18 protein-coding genes and 1 pseudogene are annotated in these 19,178 nt (G+C 70.5%); 7 read left to right on the top strand and 12 right to left on the bottom strand.

The features are described from left to right. Nucleotides 1-132: 132 nt before the first annotated feature. The 3 genes from C6N31_RS45285 to C6N31_RS32305 form a co-directional block, all read right to left on the bottom strand. Nucleotides 133-306 (bottom strand): hypothetical protein, encoded by a 174-nt coding sequence (locus tag C6N31_RS45285; RefSeq protein ID WP_307811569.1) that lies wholly within the window; start codon nucleotides 304-306, stop codon nucleotides 133-135. Then, nucleotides 228-3,833 carry a family 78 glycoside hydrolase catalytic domain gene (locus C6N31_RS45985; RefSeq protein WP_307811568.1) on the bottom strand — a complete coding sequence of 1,202 codons (3,606 nt, stop codon included), beginning with the start codon at nucleotides 3,831-3,833 and terminating at the stop codon, nucleotides 228-230. The genes C6N31_RS45285 and C6N31_RS45985 overlap by 79 nt, the downstream gene beginning before the upstream one ends. 633 nt (nucleotides 3,834-4,466) lie before the next feature. Further along, nucleotides 4,467-5,561 (bottom strand): M20 family metallopeptidase, encoded by a 1,095-nt coding sequence (locus tag C6N31_RS32305; RefSeq protein ID WP_138352108.1) that lies wholly within the window; start codon nucleotides 5,559-5,561, stop codon nucleotides 4,467-4,469. Nucleotides 5,562-5,701: 140 nt separating this feature from the next. On the opposite strand from C6N31_RS32305, the gene C6N31_RS32300 reads away from it, so the two are divergent. After that, on the top strand, nucleotides 5,702-5,941 hold the full coding sequence (locus tag C6N31_RS32300; RefSeq protein ID WP_138352065.1) for a hypothetical protein: 240 nt from the start codon (nucleotides 5,702-5,704) through the stop codon (nucleotides 5,939-5,941). Nucleotides 5,942-6,059: 118 nt separating this feature from the next. Here the strand turns inward: C6N31_RS32300 and C6N31_RS47040 are convergent, their stop codons facing one another. Then, the gene (locus C6N31_RS47040) at nucleotides 6,060-6,317 is read right to left on the bottom strand and encodes a hypothetical protein (protein ID WP_164293109.1); all 258 of its coding nucleotides are present in this window, start codon (nucleotides 6,315-6,317) and stop codon (nucleotides 6,060-6,062) included. A 120-nt stretch (nucleotides 6,318-6,437) separates the two neighbouring features. On the opposite strand from C6N31_RS47040, the gene C6N31_RS32290 reads away from it, so the two are divergent. Together C6N31_RS32290 and C6N31_RS32285 are read left to right on the top strand one after the other, a co-directional pair. Next, on the top strand, nucleotides 6,438-7,034 hold the full coding sequence (locus C6N31_RS32290; RefSeq protein ID WP_198358789.1) for an HD domain-containing protein: 597 nt from the start codon (nucleotides 6,438-6,440) through the stop codon (nucleotides 7,032-7,034). Nucleotides 7,035-7,479: 445 nt separating this feature from the next. Continuing rightward, nucleotides 7,480-8,910, top strand: coding sequence for a M1 family metallopeptidase (locus tag C6N31_RS32285; RefSeq protein ID WP_138352063.1), 1,431 nt, complete (start codon nucleotides 7,480-7,482; stop codon nucleotides 8,908-8,910). Nucleotides 8,911-9,342: 432 nt separating this feature from the next. Here C6N31_RS32285 and C6N31_RS46205 read toward each other — a convergent pair. Then, nucleotides 9,343-9,513: pseudogene (locus C6N31_RS46205) on the bottom strand (WYL domain-containing protein); the annotation flags it as partial. A gap of 204 nt (nucleotides 9,514-9,717) precedes the next feature. After that, complete coding sequence (locus C6N31_RS32275) at nucleotides 9,718-9,921, bottom strand: cold-shock protein (RefSeq protein WP_138352062.1); 204 nt, start codon at nucleotides 9,919-9,921, stop codon at nucleotides 9,718-9,720. 279 nt (nucleotides 9,922-10,200) lie between these two features. Here C6N31_RS32275 and C6N31_RS32270 point away from each other — a divergent pair, with 279 nt between their 5' ends. Together C6N31_RS32270 and C6N31_RS32265 are read left to right on the top strand one after the other, a co-directional pair. Beyond that, nucleotides 10,201-10,539, top strand: a complete 339-nt coding sequence (locus C6N31_RS32270) for an acyl-CoA-like ligand-binding transcription factor (RefSeq protein WP_138352061.1) — start codon at nucleotides 10,201-10,203, stop codon at nucleotides 10,537-10,539. Between the two features lie 471 nt (nucleotides 10,540-11,010). Then, nucleotides 11,011-12,549, top strand: coding sequence for a carboxylesterase/lipase family protein (locus C6N31_RS32265; protein ID WP_138352060.1), 1,539 nt, complete (start codon nucleotides 11,011-11,013; stop codon nucleotides 12,547-12,549). Between the two features lie 105 nt (nucleotides 12,550-12,654). On the opposite strand, the gene C6N31_RS32260 is transcribed toward C6N31_RS32265, so the two are convergent. From C6N31_RS32260 to C6N31_RS32245, 4 genes are all read right to left on the bottom strand, one after another. After that, nucleotides 12,655-12,969, bottom strand: a complete 315-nt coding sequence (locus C6N31_RS32260) for a hypothetical protein (RefSeq protein WP_138352059.1) — start codon at nucleotides 12,967-12,969, stop codon at nucleotides 12,655-12,657. A gap of 322 nt (nucleotides 12,970-13,291) precedes the next feature. Beyond that, a complete protein-coding gene (locus C6N31_RS32255; RefSeq protein ID WP_138352058.1) occupies nucleotides 13,292-13,801 on the bottom strand; it encodes an SRPBCC family protein in 510 nt (169 codons plus the stop codon). Nucleotides 13,802-13,897: 96 nt separating this feature from the next. Continuing rightward, nucleotides 13,898-14,467, bottom strand: a complete 570-nt coding sequence (locus C6N31_RS32250) for a hypothetical protein (protein ID WP_138352057.1) — start codon at nucleotides 14,465-14,467, stop codon at nucleotides 13,898-13,900. A 104-nt stretch (nucleotides 14,468-14,571) separates the two neighbouring features. Then, complete coding sequence (locus C6N31_RS32245) at nucleotides 14,572-15,402, bottom strand: alpha/beta fold hydrolase (protein ID WP_138352056.1); 831 nt, start codon at nucleotides 15,400-15,402, stop codon at nucleotides 14,572-14,574. A 420-nt stretch (nucleotides 15,403-15,822) separates the two neighbouring features. Between C6N31_RS32245 and C6N31_RS32240 the strand changes: the two genes are divergently transcribed. Beyond that, nucleotides 15,823-16,890 (top strand): methyltransferase, encoded by a 1,068-nt coding sequence (locus C6N31_RS32240; protein ID WP_232485916.1) that lies wholly within the window; start codon nucleotides 15,823-15,825, stop codon nucleotides 16,888-16,890. A gap of 48 nt (nucleotides 16,891-16,938) precedes the next feature. On the opposite strand, the gene C6N31_RS32235 is transcribed toward C6N31_RS32240, so the two are convergent. Further along, nucleotides 16,939-17,847 carry a GlxA family transcriptional regulator gene (locus tag C6N31_RS32235; protein ID WP_198358799.1) on the bottom strand — a complete coding sequence of 303 codons (909 nt, stop codon included), beginning with the start codon at nucleotides 17,845-17,847 and terminating at the stop codon, nucleotides 16,939-16,941. Between the two features lie 139 nt (nucleotides 17,848-17,986). Between C6N31_RS32235 and C6N31_RS32230 the strand changes: the two genes are divergently transcribed. Then, nucleotides 17,987-18,580: an MBL fold metallo-hydrolase gene (locus C6N31_RS32230; protein WP_138352054.1), complete on the top strand. Its 594-nt coding sequence runs from the start codon at nucleotides 17,987-17,989 to the stop codon at nucleotides 18,578-18,580. A gap of 46 nt (nucleotides 18,581-18,626) precedes the next feature. On the opposite strand, the gene C6N31_RS32225 is transcribed toward C6N31_RS32230, so the two are convergent. Then, nucleotides 18,627-19,040 (bottom strand): hypothetical protein, encoded by a 414-nt coding sequence (locus C6N31_RS32225; protein WP_198358787.1) that lies wholly within the window; start codon nucleotides 19,038-19,040, stop codon nucleotides 18,627-18,629. Nucleotides 19,041-19,178 lie beyond the last annotated feature (138 nt).

Here is a 19,178-nt window from a genome sequence, read left to right as displayed (position 1 = left end):
CCAGCGCACTCCTCAACACACCGTGTATACCCATAAGTTGAGGAATTCAGCACTAGGCGCCGCCGGACAGGTCCCTCCGCCCATCGCGTCGGCGCTCAGGCCCGGGCTCGTGCCAGGACTTCACACCAGGACTCAGGCCGGAGCGGTGAAGGTGTGGTTCCCGGCGGGAAGCCGGAAGGCCGCGGCGCCCTGGGCGTAGCCGAAAGGCACCGCCTGGGCGGGTGCGGTCACCGCGGCTGCCGAGCCGGCCGGCACCCGGACGGTCGCCGACGTACCGGCGGGCACGGTGACCTTGAGGGTGAACACCCCGCCGGAGACGGACCAGTCGCTGACCGCCTGACCGCCTGACCGTACGGCGTCTCGTACGCGGCACGTGCAGAGGTCAGCCCTCCGCCGGGCCGGGGTGCGACGAGCAGCGCCCGGTAGCCGGGGGACGCCGGGCCGAGGCCGCCGACCTGGCGGTAGAGGAAGTCGCCGACCGAGCCGAGCCCGTAGTGGTTGAACGAGTTCATCCCGGCGTCCTGGAGGCTGCCGTCGGTCCGGATGCCGTCCCAGCGCTCCCAGATGGTGGTCGCGCCCCTGCTGATCATGTACCCCCAGCCGGGGTACCCGGGCTGGAGCAGGATCTGGTAAGCGATGTCGGCGCGGCCGCGGTCGGTGAGGACCGGCAGCAGGTCCTTGACCCCGAGGAATCCGACGGACAGATGCCCGCCGGAAGCGGCGACCTTCGAGACCAGCCGGTCGACCAGCGACTGCACCCGGTTCTCCGGGACCAGTCCGAAGGCCAGCGCCAGCACGTACCCGGTCTGGGTGTTGCCGGACACCGTTCCGTTGGCCGCGACGAAGTAGTTGGTGAAAGCGGCGGCGACCTGGTCCGCGAGGGTGCCGTAGGTGGTGGCCTCCGCGGTGCGCCCGGTGGCCCGCGCCATCCTCGACACCAGCCGAGCCGCCCAGGCGAAGAACGCCGTGGAGATGACGTTGCGGGCGGTGTCGTCGTTGACGTTGAGCCAGTCCCCGAAACCGCCCTGGTCACGGATCAGATTCGCGTCGGCGGTCGACCGGAGGTACTCCACCCACCGGACCATCGCGGCGAAGTGCTCGTCGACGACGCGTACATCACCCGTGCGCTGCCACAGGGTGTACGGGACGATGACGCCCGCGTCCCCCCAGCCGGCGACGCCCGAGCCGTCCTGGGTGTCCGGTGCGGTGTTCGTGAACGATCCGTCGGCGTGCTGGGCGTCCGTCAGGTCGTCGGTGTACTTGTTGAGGAACGACGACATGTCGATGTTGTACGTCGAGGTATCGACGAAGGCCGCGATGTCACCGGTCCAGCCGAGCCGTTCGTTACGGCTCGGGCAGTCGGTGGGGACCGCGAGCATGTTGGACCGCTGTCCCCATACGATCGCCTGCTGCACCTGGTTGAGCAGCGCGTTGGACGTGGTCAGAGTGCCCAGTTGAGCGGCGGACGTCCAGGCGGTGCGACCGGTGAGGGCGGACGTCGTCGGGGTGCCGGGGAAGCCGGTCACTTCGACGTACCGGTACCCGTGCAGGGTGAACCGCGGCTCGTAGGTCTCCGTCCCGGTGCCCGCGAGGGTGTACCGGTCGGTTCCCAGGCCCGCCACCCGCAGGTTGTCGGTGTAGAGCGTGCCGTCCGCGTTGAGGATCTCGCCGTGCCGCAGCGTCACGACGGTGCCCGCGGGCCCCGACACCCGCAACCGGTCCCAGCCCGTGGCGTTCTGCCCGAGATCGAAGATCCACACACCGGGTTTCGGCTGGGTGAGGGCGACAGGGACGCGGTCGTACTGCACCCGGACCCCCTCGTCGACCTGCGACACCAGGTTCGGGAGCGCACCCGAGCGCACCGTGACGGCGCTCCAGGCCGCGTCGTTGAACCCGGCGCCGTCCCAACCCGCCACGGCCGCCCGGGCGTCGTACTCCTCACCCATCTGCAGGTCGTCGACCCGGATCGGGCCGGGCGCGTACTTCCAACTGCTGTCGGTGGCCACCAGCGAGGTCGTTCCGTCGGTGTAGGTCAGGTGCAGTTGCGCCGAGTACCAGGGCTGCGCACCGTAGAACTGGGGCCCGTGCCAGCCGATATGGCCGGTGTACCAGCCGTTGCCCAGCCACGCGCCGAGCGCGTTGGCGCCCTGCGCGATCTGGGCGGTCACGTCGTACTCCTTGTACTGCACGCGCTTGGAGTAGTCCGTCCAACCGGGTGCGAGCGCGTCGTTGCCGACCTTGGCACCGTTGAGCCGCGTCTCGTGCAGGCCCAGGGCCGTCGTGAACAGCCGCGCCGTGGCCACCGGCTTGGAGACCGTGAACGCCTTGCGAAGCAGCGGGGACGGCTTGGCCTGCGGTATCGCCACACCGGATCCCCAGGGCCCGCCCCCATACACCGCCACCGCTTTCGCCTGCACCCAGGCGGAGTCGTTGAAGCCGGGCTGCTCCCAGCCGGCCGGTCCCGTCTGCGCGGCCTTCCAGGTGGCGTCGGTGTTGACGACCGGGCTGCCGGTCGCGGTCAGTTGGGCGATCATGCCCGCCGGCGACTGGCTGGTGTTCTGCGTCGACACCGCGATGGTGTTGGATCCGGCGTGCAGCCGGCTCGTGACGTCGACGACGGAGGCCTGCTGCCACGCGGTGGCGGAACTGACCTGGGTGCCGTTGACCCACACGGTGGCGGTGTCGTCGCCGGAGACGACGAGGGTGGCGGACGACGGGGCGGCCGTGAAGCTGACGGTCCTGCGGAAGTAGCGGGTCCCGGCCGGGACACCGGAGGCCGGGTCGCCCTCCGGGTACCAGATCCAGGTGGCGCCGCTGAGCCCGGCGGTGGACAGCGGCTGCCCGATGAAAGCGCCCTTCCACTCGGCGGCCGGGGCGAGCAGACCGGTCTCGAAGGTCCGGACGGCACCCCACGCGCTGACGCGTCCCTGGGTGTCCCATATCTTGACCCGCCAGTAGTAGCGGGTCCGCGAGGCCAGCGTCGGGCCGCCGTACACGACGTCGACGGACTGCCCGCTCGGTGCGCGGCCGCTGTCCCAGACGTCGCCGGTACCGGCATCGGCCAACGCACCGGAAGTGGCGACGATGACCTGGTAGGCGCCCTGCGCCTGCCCACCGGCCCCGGTGAGTTTCCAACCGAACCTGGGCCGCGCGGCGTCCAGTCCGAGCGGGTCGGTGCGGCGCTCGGTGGTGGCCGAGGCGACGCCCAGCGGTGAGGCGGCCGCCGGGTCGGGCGCGGTGACGCGGCTTCCCCACGGACCCGACCCATAGGCCCCGAGGTCGGCGGCGGCAGGCCAGGACGCGTCGTTGAACCCGGGCTGCTCCCAGTCACCCGCCGGGGTCTGCGACGCCTTCCAGGCCCCGTCCGTGACGAGGTCGACGCCGGTGCCACCGGCCACGACGTGCACCCGCCCGATGAGGCCGGCCGGACCGGTGGAGGTGTTGCGGGCCACGACCGCGAGGGTGTTCGCCCCCGGGAGCAGTGCGGACTGGAGGTCGACGTACAGCGCCTGGGCCCAGGAGTCGGCGGCCCGGGGAGAGGAGGCCAGGGGAGTGCCGTTGAGCCAGACGTCCACGGTGTCGTCGCCGGTGACGACGAACTGCGCCTCGGTGACAGGGCCCGCCGGGATGGTGAACGTCCGGCGGAAGTACCGGTCACCGGTCGGGGCGGAACTCGCCGGGCTGCCCTCCGGGAACCACACCCAGTGCGCACCGGTGAGGGCGACGGGCAGCACGGTTCCTGCGGCCGGTGCGGCGCTCGCGGAGGCGGCCGTCAGAGCGGGGAATCCCGCCGCGGCGAGTGCGGCTCCGCCGAGCCCCCATTTCAGAATCATGCGTCGGTCGTGCCCGGAGGGGGACGGCTCGTCCAGCGGCATGGCTACTCCCACGTAGGAATGAATCGATTCATTCGGCGGGATGCTACGGCGTCCACCCCCATGCCGTCCAGGGATTCGACAGCCGCTCTCACGGCGGGACCTGAGCCCGGCAACCCGGGGTCGAATGGGCTGGTGGCCTGATCCCTACGGGTCGATCGGCAGGGTCAACACCCGTAATCTAGATGGTTGTTGTTGTCCAGAGACCTGCGCCTGCCGGCCCTGTTCTCGGAACGCGGCCCAACTGCCACCGTTCGCCTGCGCTTGCTTCCGTGCGATCGGGCGTACTCCACCGTGTCGACACACTCCGCCGATATCGTTTCAATTCATGGCCATGGGCCCGATCTCTGGAATGCGGCACTCGCCCGGCGATCGGGAGTCACGGCAGTCACGGGAGTCAACGTGGCGTCATGGTGCGTTGCGGAGTGCGGTGGCGAGCTCATGAAGATGGCGCGCGACGGGGCCGGCGGTGAGCAGGCCGCTGGCCGCGCCGCCCAGTTCCGCTGCCGCGGGGGTGAGCGCGCCTCATGCTTCCGAGCGGCGACCCGCGCGGATCGCGTGATCCGCGGCAGGTCGCGCACTCCGCATGCCCCTCTACGCGTTCTGGATCGCGTTCACCAGGCCGGCGACAAGATGCGCCCGCTCGGCCATCGCTTCGATCACCAGGTACTCGTGGTCGGCGTGGGCGCCGCCGCCGACTGCTCCGAGGCCGTCGAGTGTCGGCACGCCCAGGGCCGCGGTGAAGTTGCCGTCGCTTCCGCCGCCGACCGCCGTGCCTACGAGGTCGGGAAGCAGCTGCTGTGCCAGCGCGAAGAGCTGCGTCGATGCCGACTCGGGCATCGGGGGTCGGCCGACGGCTCCCTGAACGGTGATCCGGGCCCCTTCGAGATGCGGAGCGAGGGCCGCGAAGGCGGATTCGATGCGTTCCTTCTCATCGGCCGACTCGACGCGGACGTCGACGAGGACGGTCGCTTCCGCGGGAACGACGTTGTCCTGGGTTCCCGCGGAAGCGACGGTCGGGGTGACGGTCGTGCCGATGCCGGGTCGGCCGAGCGCCGCGATGTCCAGGACCTGGTGGGAGGCTTCGATCAGGGCGTTGACGCCGGCTTCGGGCTCAAGGCCCGCGTGCGACGCCCGTCCCGTGATGGTGACGTGGAACGTGCCGCAGCCTTTGCGGCCGGTCTTCAGAGCGCCGCCGTCAGCGGCGCCCTCGAGCACCAGCACGGCGCCGCAGGCGATGGCTCGTTCTTCGAGGAGGGCGCGCGAGGAGCGGGAGCCGACCTCTTCGTCGGCGGTCATCAGGATCTCGACGCCTGAACGGTCATCGAGCGTCGCCAGGCCGTGAACGGCCTGCACCAGACCGCCCAGCATGTCGAAGACTCCGGGGCCGGTCGCGTGTCCGTCTTCGACCCTGAACGGGCGGCGTTCAAGGGTGCCGAGCGGAAACACCGTGTCATGGTGACCGAGGATCAGCACTTTGGGATCCCCGCCGGCCGACCAGTGGACGTGCGGTCCCGCTTCGCTCTCGACAAGGACGGCCGCCCCGCCGAGGCGGCTCTCGATGACGGCGGCGACAGCTTTGGCCGATGCCGTCAGGGCGTTGAGGTCGCGCGATGGAGACTCGATTTCGACGAGTGTCCTGAGGTCCTCGAGCATCGCTTCAACACTCGCGTCGGCAGTTCTGTGCATCGTCACGGCGCAAGGTTACTCGGGAACGTCGTGCTGGTCGGCGGTGCGGAGGGCGGTCTCACGTGTGCGAGGACGGGGACGACGGCCGAAGCGCCCGGGCCAGGCGGTCGGCGGCGGCGCCGTCCGCGGGTGCCGTTCCGGTGAGGGTGCCGACCAGGCTCGCGGGTGATCACAAGGCCACCCGCGACTACGTCCTGGATCTGCGGGAGCTGCACGCCATCCATGCGGCACTCACGGCGGCAGCCACCGTCTTCCTCATCGACAGGACATACTTCGCGGCGGAGAACTTCCACGTGAAGTTGAGTTTCCATCGGGAGAACTTCGACGCCCTGGCCTTGAGCCTCGTCCAAGCGGTATCGGACGTGACAGCCCCGGAGTAACAGAACCCGCGAGTGGCCTCTCCAGGAGGAGAGGCCACTCGCGGGGATGAGTTCCCGACCCTCGGCCCGCCGGACCAAGTCCGGCGGGCCGACGCATTCCCGGCGAGGGGTTACGGCGTCACGATCCGGTCGACCGCTGCCGCGACGAGTTGTTCGCGTTCGGTCGGTGAGAAGACTCCGGGCAGGGTGAGCTGTTCGTCCGGTCCGACGGTGAAATCGTCGGGCGGTCGCGCAGAAGTTCCTCGTGCCTTGCCGCGTAGATGTCCACGGCCTCACGGATGGAGCATCCCAGGGAGTCGCAGATTCCCTTGATGGCGACGATGGTTCGGCCCTCGGCGATGTCGTGGTCCACGCTTTCGGGCAGTCCGCCGCTCATGAACCCCTCCGCTCCGGTCGTCGGTACAGCAGCGAAGTACAGCAACCACCCTGATCACCGTCAACCGGATATGACCTGTGGACGGGGCGCCGTCCGTTCGAATCTCAGTAGTCTGCCCCGATGGCACCATCAGACATCCTCTCCCGAACTCTTCACGACTCTGCCGACCCGCCACTGCGACCGCTCCCGCCGCCGGTGGCAGACCTGCTTCTGTCCCTGAACGCTCCGCCGCGGTTGGCTGCCCATTTGCGTGCTGTCCACGATGTCGCAGGTCAGCTGGTCGAGTGGGTGGTTCATCGCTGCCCCGGCCTCGCCCTCGACCGCGAAGCTGTTCTCTTCGGGGCGGCGACGCATGACATCGGCAAAACGGTGCACATAGCTGAGCTGTCCGGGCCCGGCTCGTCGCACGAAGAGGCGGGGAGGGAACTGCTCTTGGCGCACGGGTTCGTCCCGGAGCGAGCCCGCTTCGCCGGCACGCACGCGGCATGGTCGGATCCCGATATCACGCTCGAGGACCTGTTGGTGAGCGCAGCCGACAAGGTCTGGAAGAACAAGCGCGTCCCAGACCTCGAAGACCTCATCATCTCGCGGCTGGTCCGAGCAACCGGCAGCCCGCGCTGGGACGAGTACCTCGCGCTTGAAGGGCTGCTGGAGGACATCGGCAACGGCGCCGACGGCCGATTCGCCTTCCAAGCGTCCTTCCCGGTGCACGCATAGCGGCCGCGAAACCCTCGCCGGGAGTTGGCTCCCACCCTGGGCCGGGGCGCGTTCCCTCACGTGGCCTACGGGGAATCGACGAGGAACCGGGGGCCGATAGGAGCTGCCGCAGGCGTGGTGGGAGGCGCCGTGTTGGGGGTTGCCTCACCCGAAGGGACCAGCGACCAGGCACACGCACCTCGGCGATGGCCAGGTGGAGTGCTGGGGAGCCGGACGGAACACCGGCCAAGGGGTGGTTCCTTGGCGGGCGGAGCCAGGGCCAGGGCCAGGGTCGAGGGGCCGGGGGCGGGCCAGTCTGCTGGGCTCGCTGGTGCCCGTGGGACTTTCCCTCAACACTGATCACTAACAGGTGGCGACACCTGCGGAACGAAGCAAACGCAGTAACGGCCAGACGAGGTTCGCCACCGCACACCGCCGTCATCCCGGCACGTTCAGAGGAGCACTTGTGACGCCATCCCTGCAGCAGCCCACCAGGCGCTCGGCCATCAGCCGGAGAGGAGCCCTTGTCGCGGCAGGCCTCCCCATCGCCGTCGTGGCGCTCCTTGCCTCCGCTGCCGGGCCCGCGGCGGCCGGCACCGCCGGCTCGCCCGGTGTGAACGACCCGTACTTCCCGTTGGCGGGCAACGGGGGCTACCACGTGAAGCACTACGACCTCACCCTCGGCTACGACCCCGGGACCCGCCATCTCGACGGGCGGGCAGTCATCACCGCGCGTTCCACCCAACAGCTGAGCCGCTTCAATCTGGATCTGAACGGGTTGAAGGTCACGAGCATCACGGTCGATCAGGCCACCGCGGCCTTCTCCCGTGACGGACAGGAACTCGTGGTCACCCCGAGGAAGTCCATCGCCAAGGACCGGGAGTTCCGTGCCGTCGTCACGTACGCCGGCATACCCGAGCCGGTCACCGACCCGGACGGTTCCCTGGACGGGTGGATCCCCACGGACGACGGAGCGTTCGTCGCCGGGGAGCCGCAGGGCGCCATGACGTGGTTCCCCGCCAACAACCACCCGAAGGACAAGGCGAGCTACGACTTCACCGTCACCGTCCCTCAGGGGCGCAGCGCTGTCGCCAACGGTGTCTTCCTCGGGCAGACGACCTCCGGCGGACGCACCACGTTCCGCTGGCGGCAGTCGGAGCCGATGGCCGCGTACCTGGCCACCGCGACCGTGGGCACGTTCAAGGTCGAGCAGTACACCACCCCGGGCGGCCTCAAGGTCTACAACGCCGTCGACCCTCGTGAGGCGGCCGCCTCGGCACCCGTACTCAAGAAGCTTCCGTCGGTTCTGGACTGGGAGAGCAAGGTCTTCGGCCCCTATCCCTTCCGGGCCGCCGGAGCCATCGTGGACCACGCGCCGAAGGTCGGATACGCGCTGGAGACCCAGACCCGGCCGGTGTACGACCGGGCGCCGGACCTGAGCACCCTGGTCCATGAGAGCGCGCACCAGTGGTTCGGTGACTCCGTCTCCCTCACCACGTGGAAGGACATCTGGCTCAACGAGGGCTTTGCGACCTACGCCGAATGGCTCTACGACGAGCAGCACGGCGGCCAGAGCGCGCAGAAGACCTTCGACGACCTGTACGCCACTCCCGCGGACGACGAACTGTGGTCGTTCCCGCCCGCCGACCCCGGCAGCGGGGAGCACATCTTCGAAGCACCCGTGTACTCGCGCGGCGCCATGGCGCTGCAGAAGCTGCGCCATGCGGTCGGTGACAAGACGTTCCTCCGGATCCTGCGTACCTGGGCAACCGACAACCGCGACGGTCACGGAACCACCGCGCGGTTCATCCGTCTCGCGGAGCGGCAGTCCGGCAAGAACCTGGACAGGTTGTTCCACACGTGGATCGGTACGGCGGGCAAGCCGTCCCAGCCCTGACACGACAGGCAGCGCATGACGGACCTCCCGCCAGGGGCTGACGGCGGGAGGTCCAGGCCCACGCGGCCGAGATCCAGGGCACGAGACCCACGGCAGACGACCGACTGCGGGACGACCGGCGCGACCGGCGACAATGGCGCGGTGCAGCCAAGCGACCCGATCATCGTTGCCCTGGATTTCGACAGCCGCCGAGCAGCTGAGGAGATCGTCGACCGGCTGGGCGACCAGTGCCGTTTCTACAGGGCTGGCCGACCGGGCCGGGTGCCATGGTGTGGTCGCCTCGCCGCAGGAAGCCGCGCAGCTGCGCGGCGTGCTGGGTCCCGGCTCCGCCTCGTACTTCCAGCCCTCGGCCAGATGTTCCTCGAGCGCCTCCGCCGGGTCGAGGCCGTCCGGAGGGGCGCCGGCGGAGCCGAGGGCGTCGACGGTGATGATCCGGTCCACGCGGAGGACCCGTCGCGCGTTCTTCGTGTGTGACCAGCACAGCAGATACCAGCGGCCATGGCGCACGACGACCGCCCACGGGTCGACGTCCATGACCCGTTCCCGGTCGGGGCCCATCCGGTAGCCGAGCCGCAGCCTGCGGTGCGCGGCGCGGGACTCGACGAGCGCGGCCGTGGTTTCGGGGCTGGGGGCCGCCCGGTTGGGAGTCCGGGCCCAGCGCGGTGACCGTTCTTACGGCCTGCGCCGGGTTGGCGACCAGCTCCGGGAGCACGCGCATGATCTTGCCCAGCGCGCTGCCCACCGGATCGGTGGGGCAGGGCGCCCCGCACCGGAAAGGAGAACCGGTGCGGGGCGCCGAGACGTGGGTCAGATTCCTACGATGTTCTCCGCCTGCGGGCCCTTCTGGCCCTGAGTGACGTCGAACTGGACCTTCTGGCCCTCGAAGAGCTCACGGAAGCCCTGGGCGGCGATGTTGGAGTAGTGGGCGAAGACGTCCGGGCCGCCGCCGTCCTGCTCGATGAAGCCGAAGCCCTTTTCCGCGTTGAACCACTTCACGATACCGGTGGCCATGTTTGTCCCCTTGTCCAGGATCTCGGGGCACTGTCTTGTCAGTGCCCCCGTGTTGAGGTGATCGCCCTGGTCCTCGGACATTGCCGCACAGCACGACGCCCACGGTGCGAACCGCGGGCGCTGAGACTTCGGATCCACGACTACTAGCAGGAAAGTTAGCCGATTCGTGCGCGGCTCGCTACATGGAGCAGCCGGACCGGCGCCGGAACCCGCATCGGAGAGCCGGGGTGATGCGTCGGCCCGTCAGTGTCGGTCCGCGCGGACCCATACCGATTTGCAGTGGCCGTGTCGGTGCGCGAGACCGTCAAGGCGGTGGTGCGCGCGGCGGACTTCGCGCACCTGGCCGAGGAGTGGGAGCTGCTGCAGGAGCTCTACCGGCGTCATCCGGAGCTGTTCTCCCGGATGCGGCTGGACCAGGTGGACGCCACCATCGCGGCCCTGGCCGCGGAGGTGGCCGAGCGCGTCGGCCCGCCACCGTCCGCCGGCATGTACCCCTCGCTGCTGATCGGCGCGGCCTTCGCCGCACTGCAGGCAGCGGAGAACCACGGCCGGGTGGACCCGCGCGATCTGGACGACCTTCTCGACGAGGCCTTCGACATGCTCATCGCGGGGCTGTGACCCGACCCGGTCCGGCGGTCCGTCATCCCCTGCGTTCACAGGAGAAACGGGGAATACGGGGAATACGGGGAATACGGGGAATACGGGGAATCATGTCCGAATCGAACTACGAGTCCGCGATGCGGCAGGGGCACCAGGCCCTGACCGCGCGGGACTTCCGCTCGGCCTACCGGCACTTCGGCCAGGCCCACAACGTCGTCACGACGTCCTGGCGCATCACCTGGCCGCGCACCGCGCACTGGCGACGACCGCCTGGCGACAGCGCCGTCCGGACAGGGTGGCCTCGCAGATATTCCTCTACGGCATGGCAGCCCTGTCGACCGGTCCGGAAGTCCGGGCCGTCCGTAAATGGCTGGCGGGCATCGTGGTGCAGCGGGATGATCCGAGTGTCCGGGCCGACGCGAATTCCTGGTGCCCGGGCCGAGGCGAACCGCTGTGATCGCGCCCCACCTGCCCAGCGAGGGAATTGTGATGAATGTTGTCGCGTCCGAGCCGTCCGGGTCCCAGCCCGAAGTCCGCGCTGCGGCCGGGGCGCTGCGCGGCAGCCGGGAAGAGGGCGTCGCGGTCTTCCGCGGGATCCCGTTCGCCGAGCCGCCGGTCGGCTCGCTGCGGTTCGCGGCGCCGCGGCCCGTGCCGGGATGGGACGGCGTGCGGCCGGCTGTGTCGTACGGCCCGCCGCCCCCTCAGGGCGGCGCTTTGGGCATGGCCGCGCTGGCGCGGGACGCGGTGGGCGACGACTGGCTGACGGTCAACGTCTGGTCACCGGAGCCGGGCCCCGGTGCGGGGCTGCCGGTGATGGTGTGGATCCAGGGCGGCGCCTACACGGTCGGCATGTCCGGTCTTCCCGAGTACGACGGCGGCCGCCTGGCGCGTGACGGTGCCGTTGTCGTGGTGACGTTCAACTACCGTGTGGGCCTTGAAGGGTTCGGCCAGATCGAAGGGGCGCCCGCCAACCGGGGCCTGCTGGACCAGGTCGCCGCTCTGGAGTGGGTGCGCGACAACATTCGGGCCTTCGGCGGCGACCCGGACCGCGTCACCGTCTTCGGCGAGTCGGCCGGCGGCGGATCCGTCGCCGCGCTCCTGGCGATGCCGCGTGCGGCCGGGCTCTTCGACCGGGCCGTCGCGCAGAGCGTGCCGGGCACGTTCTTCTCGCCGGAGCTCGCCGCCGACATCGCCACCGCCTGCGCCACCGAACTGGGGCTGCGGCCCACGGTGGCGGATCTGTCCACGGTGGCCCCGGCCCGGCTGTCCGCCGCCGGCGATGCGGTCGGCGCCAAGATGGCCCAGTGGGTGGAACGCTGGGGTCAGGTCGCGCACCGGTCGATCCCGTATTCGCCGGTCGTCGACGGAGACACGCTGCCGGTCACGCCATGGCAGGCCCTGGCCGCCGGCGCCGCCCGGGACATCGAACTCCTCGTCGGCCACACCCGCGACGAGCAGCGGCTGCTCACCGCGCTCGAAGGCCTGCTCGGCCAGGTGACGCCGGATCAGGCGGCCGCTGCCCTGCAGATCTTCGCCCCGGACGGGGACGGCGCACGCCGATACCGTGACGGGTTCCCGGCGGCCGGCCCGGACGAGCTGTACGAACTGGTCCACTCCGACTGGCTGTTCCGTATGCCGACCCTCCATCTGGCCCAGGCCCAGACCGCCGGCGGCGGCCGTGCCCACGTCTACGAGCTGACCTGGTCCGCCCCGGGCATGGGCGGTGCGTTCGGCGCCTGCCACGGACTCGACGTGCCGCTCGTCTTCGGCAACCTGGACCGCGGCCAGCCCGCCCTGCTGATCGGCGAGAGCCCGTCCCCGGAGGCAGAGGCGCTGTCCGCCCACATGCGCGCCGCGTGGACGGCATTCGCCACCCACGGCGACCCCGGCTGGCCCGCGTACGACACCGAGCAACGCCTCGTGCAGCTCTTCGACACAAGCCCGGCCGTCACCGCCTACCCGGAGGAGACCTCCCGCCTGATCTGGCAGGACCACACCTTCCCAGCGCTGCCGCTGGTCGGCCGATAGGTCCGGAAGTACCGTCCGAAGGGCGCGAAGAAACGTCGGTGAAGCGCGGCGGCCAGGGGCTGTGGCCTTCAGAAGCCATGCGCCACGTTCCGGACCTGCCGGTGGTCAGTCGCGGACCGGGGAGCGGTGGGCGAAGACGAAGGCGCGGGGCGGGACGGTCAGGGCGTCGGGCGTCAGACCGGGCTGGGCGTCCAGTTCGGCGGTCACTGCCCGCCAGGCCGACAGGAGCGCCGCTGCCCGCTCTCGGTCCGCGGTGCGCGGGGTCCGTACCCGCAGACGACCCGACGGGGCCGCCTCCTGCGAGCAGTGGAAGGTGCCGGTGTCCGGGAAGAACCAGGACCGCAGCAGCCAACCCGGGGGCGGTTGTGGGGGTGGGGTGTGGTCGAGGACGAAGGTCGACTCCTGCTCATCGCGGAGCAATGGGTGCTCGGCAACCGGCGTGCTGTGATGCGGCCGGCTGACCGGATCCAGACGTCCCGGAGTGGTGCACGTCGGATACCCCTCGCGGAGCGGTCGCGCGGCAGGTTCACCAGGGGACGGTTCCGGCCCCGGGCCTCGCCACGTGGAGCCGTTCCAGGACCAGCGTTCTCCCGCCGAAGACCACAGGAAGAAGACCGGAACGCGTCAGAGGGTGTGACCGGATTCGTCCACCGGGAACGGGAGCCCATCGTGCCGATCCCTTGAGGCGCGCTCTTTGCCGACGTGGGTGCTTACCGCGCCCCGACGACAGAGCCGACCGTGGTCAGGCGTTCGTCGAGGCGTCCAGATCGCGCTTCAGGTTGCGGAGCGTCCTGTCGATGTTGCGGACCTGGAACGCGGCGAAGGTGTGGCCGCCGGTGGCGACGCGGTCGAAGGCGTTGGCCACGAAGGTGGGCCACGAGCGGCGGTCGTCCGTCCAGGTCTCCGTCACCTTGGTGCCGGTTCCGGAGTCCTCCAGGCGGTACTCCCAGGAGGCGATGGGGGCGGACAGACGGGGACGGCGCAGCCCGATCGCATGGACGCGAAAGGCGAAACGGCGGCCGGGATCGGAGGCGGTCACCGTGCAGCGGGTGGTCCAGCGGAACGGGCCGCGCTTGTTGTGCCCGTCGAAGACGAGACCGACCGGCGCGCACTCGTCCTCGCCGGAGAGGGTCGCGCCGAGGTTCTCGGGGCTCCACCGTCCCATCTGCGCGGGCCGGCTGACCTGTTCGTACACGGTCGACGCGGCGGCCTCGATCAGGATGCTGCGCGACACGGTGAACGTGCGGGCCATGGGAACTCCATTCGTCGGAGCCTGACCCTACTCGCCAGTAGCGAAGGTGTCACCATCGTCAGGCACTCGCGCAACGAAGCGGTAGGCATGCCGCGCTCAGCCGGGGGACATGCCCCGTTCCACGTCGACGAAGTAGCGCATCCGGTACTCGGTCGGCGCCACGACGATGTGAGGGCACCCGCGTCGCAGTTCCTCCACCAACGGCCACATGGTGGCCGTGGAGAGGTGGGGTGCCTTGTACGTGGTGTGGGACACCTTGCCCACCTCCAGGAGCAGCGCCATCTCGTCGGTCTCCTCCCGCTCGTCGTCCTCTCCCGCGTCCACCATGACCCTTGAGACGCTTCCCACCTGCCGCACCGTAGTCACCGCGTCCAGCGGGTAGGAGCGGGTGCGCCCGTACCGCTGCCGCAGCAACAGCCGTCGCCGGGCACCCGTCTCCACCCACACATCGACCACCGACCTCCAGGTACGCACCCATTCGCGTCCCGAACACCCGATCCCGTAGATGACGCAGAGCACGAGCAGGAAGGCCACCACCGGCAGGACGAACGAGAACAACACCGTCAGCGGGAGCAACACGCAGACGGTGACGGCTCCTTCCTCGAAGACCCACGGCTTCTTGTACGGCGCCTGCCAGCGGAACACCACGGTTCGCGTGTCAGCCATCCACACAGGATCCGCGCCCACCCCACGGAGCACCACCCTTCAGGGCGCCGGACGTCCGGCCAACTCGGGCCGGACGTCCGGTCCGACCGGCGCCGGCCCGGAACTCACGGTGTGTTGGAACCGCCGGGGCGCGCGAGGCCGGTGGCGAATGCGGCGATGTCGGCGACGACGCGCCCGGGCTGTTCCCAGTGGACGACGTTGCCCGCGCCTTCGTAGGTGAGCAGACGTGTGCCGTGGATGGCGTCCAGGATGGCCTGCTGGTCGCTGCGCGGGAGAAAGTCGTCCTGGTCGCCCCAGATGACGAGCGTCGGCACCAGGATGCCTGCGAGGGTCGCGGCGAGGTCGGCTTCGAGCAGTCCGTGCAGGGTGTCCTTCCAGACGCGGGCGGGGACCTTGAGACGCTCGTCGATCATGGTCTCGATGAGTCCTCTGGCAACGGGGCGGGCCATGATGCCGGACAGGGGGGTCTCGACGAATGCGCGGGGGACAGGGTCGGAGAGGCTTTGGACCGTCTCGTTCATTTCGGCCGTGGTGGGTTTGTCCGCGAGCGTGGCCGGGACGCCGATGAGGACCAGTCCGGAAATCCGGTCGGGGTGGCTGCCGGCGACGATCCGGGCGGTGACCCCGCCGGTCGAGGATCCGACGAGAAGAGTGCGCTCGATGCCTACGGTGTCGAGGAAGGACACCAGGTCCGACGCGAAATCCTCCGGTGTGTATCCGTCGGGGGGACGGTCGGCGTCGCCGTGGCCGCGCTGGGTCGGCGCGTAACCGTGCAGGGACGCCGGGAGGCGTTGCAGCAGGGGCTCGAAGGACCACCAGGAGTCGGAGAGCCCGTGCACGAAGACCACCGGTGTGCCACCGGGATAGCCCGCCTCGGCGTAGGGCAGGGTGACGCCTCCCCGCACCACGGCGGACTTCAGGGAGATCACGGTCATGACAGCCTGCCTCCCTCCGCTCGGCCGCCCCGGTCCGCGCTCCGGGCGTGGGAAGCGAGCGGCGATCCCTTCCGACACTACCGATCAACGGTATGAGCCGCTCTGCGACAGTGGGTGTCCGACGAGGGTGAGGGCCCCTCCTCCGGGGCGGGCGGCGCTGCGGTCACGCGGGGCCGGTGACGTGTCGCGAGGATCTCCTTGGGGCTCCTGACCTGGGGATTCATCGCCCGGTTCCCTGGAAACAGCGGCTGAAGCCCATGAACTCGGTGACGGTCGGCTGGTCCTGGTCCGTGGTGCGCCTGTTGGCTGGAGCAGCCGGCTTCCGTCTGGTCTGATACGGGCAACGAAGTCCGGTTCCGCGGACAACGCATCGCGGCCCACCGCGAGCACCGGCGGGCCGCCCGACGCAGGGAGACGACCATGGACCGGACGGCCCCGGAGGACGCGGACGAGGGTGACAGCGTGCTGCGCGCCTGGCGGACCATCGCGCCGCTGATGGATCTGATCACCCCCATGGCCCTGCGGGCAGCCGCCACGCTGCGCCTCGCCGACCTGATCGCCGACGGCTCCGGGCAGATCGACGAACTCGCCCGGCGCTCGGAGGCCGATCCGGACGCGCTCGGCCGGATGCTGCGGCACCTGGTGTGCCATGGCGTCTTCACCGAGCCGGAGCCAGGGCACTTCGCGGTCAACGAGATCGCGGAGCTGTTGCGCTCCGGGCATCCGGCGGAACTGCGGCGCGGGCTCGACCTCGACGGTTTCGGCGGCACGATGGATCTGGCGTTCGTCGGCCTGCTGCACACCGTCCGCACCGGGGAGCCTGCCTGGGAGACGGTCTTCGGCGCCCCGTTCTGGCCTTATCTGGCGGCCAATCCGCGGATGGGCGCCTCCTTCGACGCCAACATGTCGTCCAGCGCCGCTTTCGTGACGGACGAGGCGGGAGGCTACGACTGGTCCGCGGTCCGGCATGTGACCGATGTCGGCGGGGGCACCGGCGCCCTGCTCGCCGAGCTGCTCGAAACCCACCCGGACTTGCGGGCCACTCTGGTCGACCTTCCGGCGACCGCCGAGCGGGGCCGGGAGTTCCTCGCCACGCGCGGGCTGACGGACCGGTGCGAGGTCGTCGGGCAGAGCTTCTTCGACCCGCTGCCGGCCGGTTCCGATGTCTACGTCCTTCGACGGGTGGTGCACGACTGGGACGACGCGCGGGCCCGCGCCGTCCTGCGCAGGTGCGCGGAGGCGGCCGGGGAGCGCGGCCGGGTCGTCGTCATCGAGGGGCACGGTACGTCCGGCGACGATCCGGCGGGCTTCGCGGAGATGGACCTGCGCATGCTGGTGTTCGCGGGCGGCCGGGAGCGGAGCGTCGACGAGTACTCGGCCCTGGCGGCCGGCAGCGGGCTGCATGTCGCGGGCGTCCGCACGACACCACTCGGCCACGTGGTCCTCGACTGCGTCCCGCAGTCCGCTGCCGCAACGTGTGGTGCGTGAGGAGCTCGGCGTCGGGGGAGTCCGCGAGCGGCGACCGCGGGCTGTTCGCTACGGCACGCGGGTGAAGGAGCGGCGGTAGGAGCGGGGTGGCACACCCCGGCGGCGCACGAACTGTTCACGCAGTACGGCGGCGCTGCCGTAACCGACCCGGTGGGCGATCTCCTCGACCGGCAGGTCCGTGGTCTCCAGGAGCTCCTCGGCGCTGCTCAGTCGCAGGCTCCGCAGCCAGGCGTGCGGGGTGGTACCGGTCGCGGCGGCGAAGCGGCGGGCGAAGGATCGTTTGCTCATCACGGCGCGCCGGGCCAGTTCCGCGACGGGAAGCGGCTCGTGGAGGTGTTCGCGGGCCCAGGCGATCACCTCGGTGAGGCGTTCGTCCTGGCAGTCCTCGGGGACGGGGGCTGCCAGGTACTGGGCCTGCCCGCCGTCCCGGTGGGAGGGCAGCACCATGTCCCGCGCGACGGCGTTGGCCATCGCGGCCCCGTACTCCCGCCGCAGTAGATGCAGGCACAGGTCGAAGCCCGCGGCCGCTCCCGCACCCGTGGTGATCCGCTCTTCGTCGATGTACAGGGCGTCGGGTTCGACGGCGACATCCGGGTAGCGGCGGGCCAGCAGTTCGGCGAACCGCCAGTGCGTGGTGGCCCGTCGGCCGTCGAGCAGTCCGGCGGCGGCGAGCGCGAACGTGCCGACGCAGTGGGCCGCGACCAGCGCGCCGTTCTCGTGCGCGGCCGACAGCGCGTCGAGCACCGCGGGTTCGAGCGGCGTGCGGAAACCGGCCCACGGCAGGGCGATGACGAGATCGGCCGCGGCCAGGCGGTCCAGGCCGTGCTCGATCAGGAGCGGCACGCGGAGGTCGGTGGGAACCGGCCCCGGCCGGTCGCTGCACAGGGCGAAGTCGAAGCCGGGCAGCCCCTCCCCGTGCGGGCCGAACACCTCCGTGACGATGCCGAGGGCGAGCATGCCGACACCCGGCGGGACGTACGCGGCGACAGTCACGAAAGGCGGCACAGGAGCAGTGTCGCATCTGTGGCACGAATCCTGTGATCAGGGGCAGCAGTGCCACTCGTGAGCGGCCGGCCGGCCCGGAAGGATTGGGGGCATGACAGACGCACCGCTCGGCCGCAGCGCCGTGTACACGATCCTGACCACCGGCTACGTCGGCTCCACGGGCCCCGGAGTCGCCGCCACCGTCTCCTACATCACCGACGGCGAACGGCATGTGATCTTCGACCCGGGCATGGTGGCGAGCCGCGACCGTATCCTCGACCCGCTCGCGGAGCTGGGCCTCGGCCCGGACGACATCACCGACGTGGTGCTCAGCCACCACCACCCGGACAACACCATGAACGTGGGCCTGTTCGGACGAGCCCGGGTCCATGACCACAAGGTGGAGTACCTGGGTGACCAGTGGACGAACCGGGACGCGGAGGGCTACGAACTCACCCCGTCGCTGCGGCTGATCCGCACGCCGGGACACAGCCCCGAGGACATCACGCTGCTGGCGGGCACGGATTCGGGAGTGGTGGCGTTCGCGGGCGACCTGTGGTGGCACTCGGAAGGCCCGGCGGACGACCCGGTGGCCCCGGACCGCGACGTACTGCGCGCCTCCCGGCTCAGGGTCCTGGCCGCCGCGGACCTGATCGTGCCCGGCCATGGTGGCCCGTTCACGTCCGACGACACCGCGCCGCGCTAGCCGCGTCATCGGGCTCGGCGTGCCCGTCGTGCCCGTCGTGCCCGATTCAGCAGTGGCTGGACCGGGTACGGGCCGCGGCGTCCAGGTGCTGCAGGTGGTGCCAGCGCGCGGTGTCGTAGCCCTCGGCATCGCGCCAGGGGGACACCGCTTCGCACAGCAGGTTCCAGTCCCGCTGAATGTCCAGGCTGCGGTCGAGGGCCTCGGCGGCCGCCTCGCCGGGCCGGGCCGAACGCTGCTCCAGATGGTGACGCAGCGACGACATCAGATGGTGCGTCACGTTGACCAGCCCCAGGGTGGCGCGCTGCTCCTCGGGCTGGCCCCGGTGCCGGCTGGCCAGGGCCTTGAGCCGGTCGTCGAGGAAGGCGGCCAGGGCGTCCACGTCGGCGGCGGAGATGTCGTCGGCGTAGTGCAGGGTGCGCTCGGGTTCTGCGGGCTCGGCAGACTCGGCGGGCTCGGTCACGTGCAGCGGTTCCCCTCGGTCACGGGCGCCGGTCCGACAGGGCGTCATATCCGGTTTGTCGCCTCGGGTATGGGATGTTATCCGAGGTGTGAGCGCTCAGACGGAGGGTCTGACGACAGCTTCTGCGTCGGTCGCGGC

Source organism: Streptomyces fildesensis (assembly GCF_016107395.1).
GTDB lineage: Bacteria > Actinomycetota > Actinomycetes > Streptomycetales > Streptomycetaceae > Actinacidiphila > Actinacidiphila fildesensis.
The sequence above is the reverse complement of the archived record's forward strand: the minus strand, read 5'-3'. Positions and strand labels throughout refer to the sequence as shown.

Coding starts and splice junctions, on each gene's coding strand:
- C6N31_RS32290 (WP_198358789.1), top strand. CDS start 6,438: ATGGCACCATCAGACATCCTCTCCCGAACTCTTCACGACTCTGCCGAC.
- C6N31_RS32305 (WP_138352108.1), bottom strand. CDS start 5,561: ATGCACAGAACTGCCGACGCGAGTGTTGAAGCGATGCTCGAGGACCTC.
- C6N31_RS32255 (WP_138352058.1), bottom strand. CDS start 13,801: ATGGCCCGCACGTTCACCGTGTCGCGCAGCATCCTGATCGAGGCCGCC.
- C6N31_RS45985 (WP_307811568.1), bottom strand. CDS start 3,833: ATGATTCTGAAATGGGGGCTCGGCGGAGCCGCACTCGCCGCGGCGGGA.
- C6N31_RS32265 (WP_138352060.1), top strand. CDS start 11,011: ATGAATGTTGTCGCGTCCGAGCCGTCCGGGTCCCAGCCCGAAGTCCGC.
- C6N31_RS32235 (WP_198358799.1), bottom strand. CDS start 17,847: ATGCTCGCCCTCGGCATCGTCACGGAGGTGTTCGGCCCGCACGGGGAG.
- C6N31_RS32240 (WP_232485916.1), top strand. CDS start 15,823: ATGGACCGGACGGCCCCGGAGGACGCGGACGAGGGTGACAGCGTGCTG.
- C6N31_RS32245 (WP_138352056.1), bottom strand. CDS start 15,402: ATGACCGTGATCTCCCTGAAGTCCGCCGTGGTGCGGGGAGGCGTCACC.
- C6N31_RS32230 (WP_138352054.1), top strand. CDS start 17,987: ATGACAGACGCACCGCTCGGCCGCAGCGCCGTGTACACGATCCTGACC.
- C6N31_RS47040 (WP_164293109.1), bottom strand. CDS start 6,317: ATGAGCGGCGGACTGCCCGAAAGCGTGGACCACGACATCGCCGAGGGC.
- C6N31_RS32275 (WP_138352062.1), bottom strand. CDS start 9,921: ATGGCCACCGGTATCGTGAAGTGGTTCAACGCGGAAAAGGGCTTCGGC.
- C6N31_RS32250 (WP_138352057.1), bottom strand. CDS start 14,467: ATGGCTGACACGCGAACCGTGGTGTTCCGCTGGCAGGCGCCGTACAAG.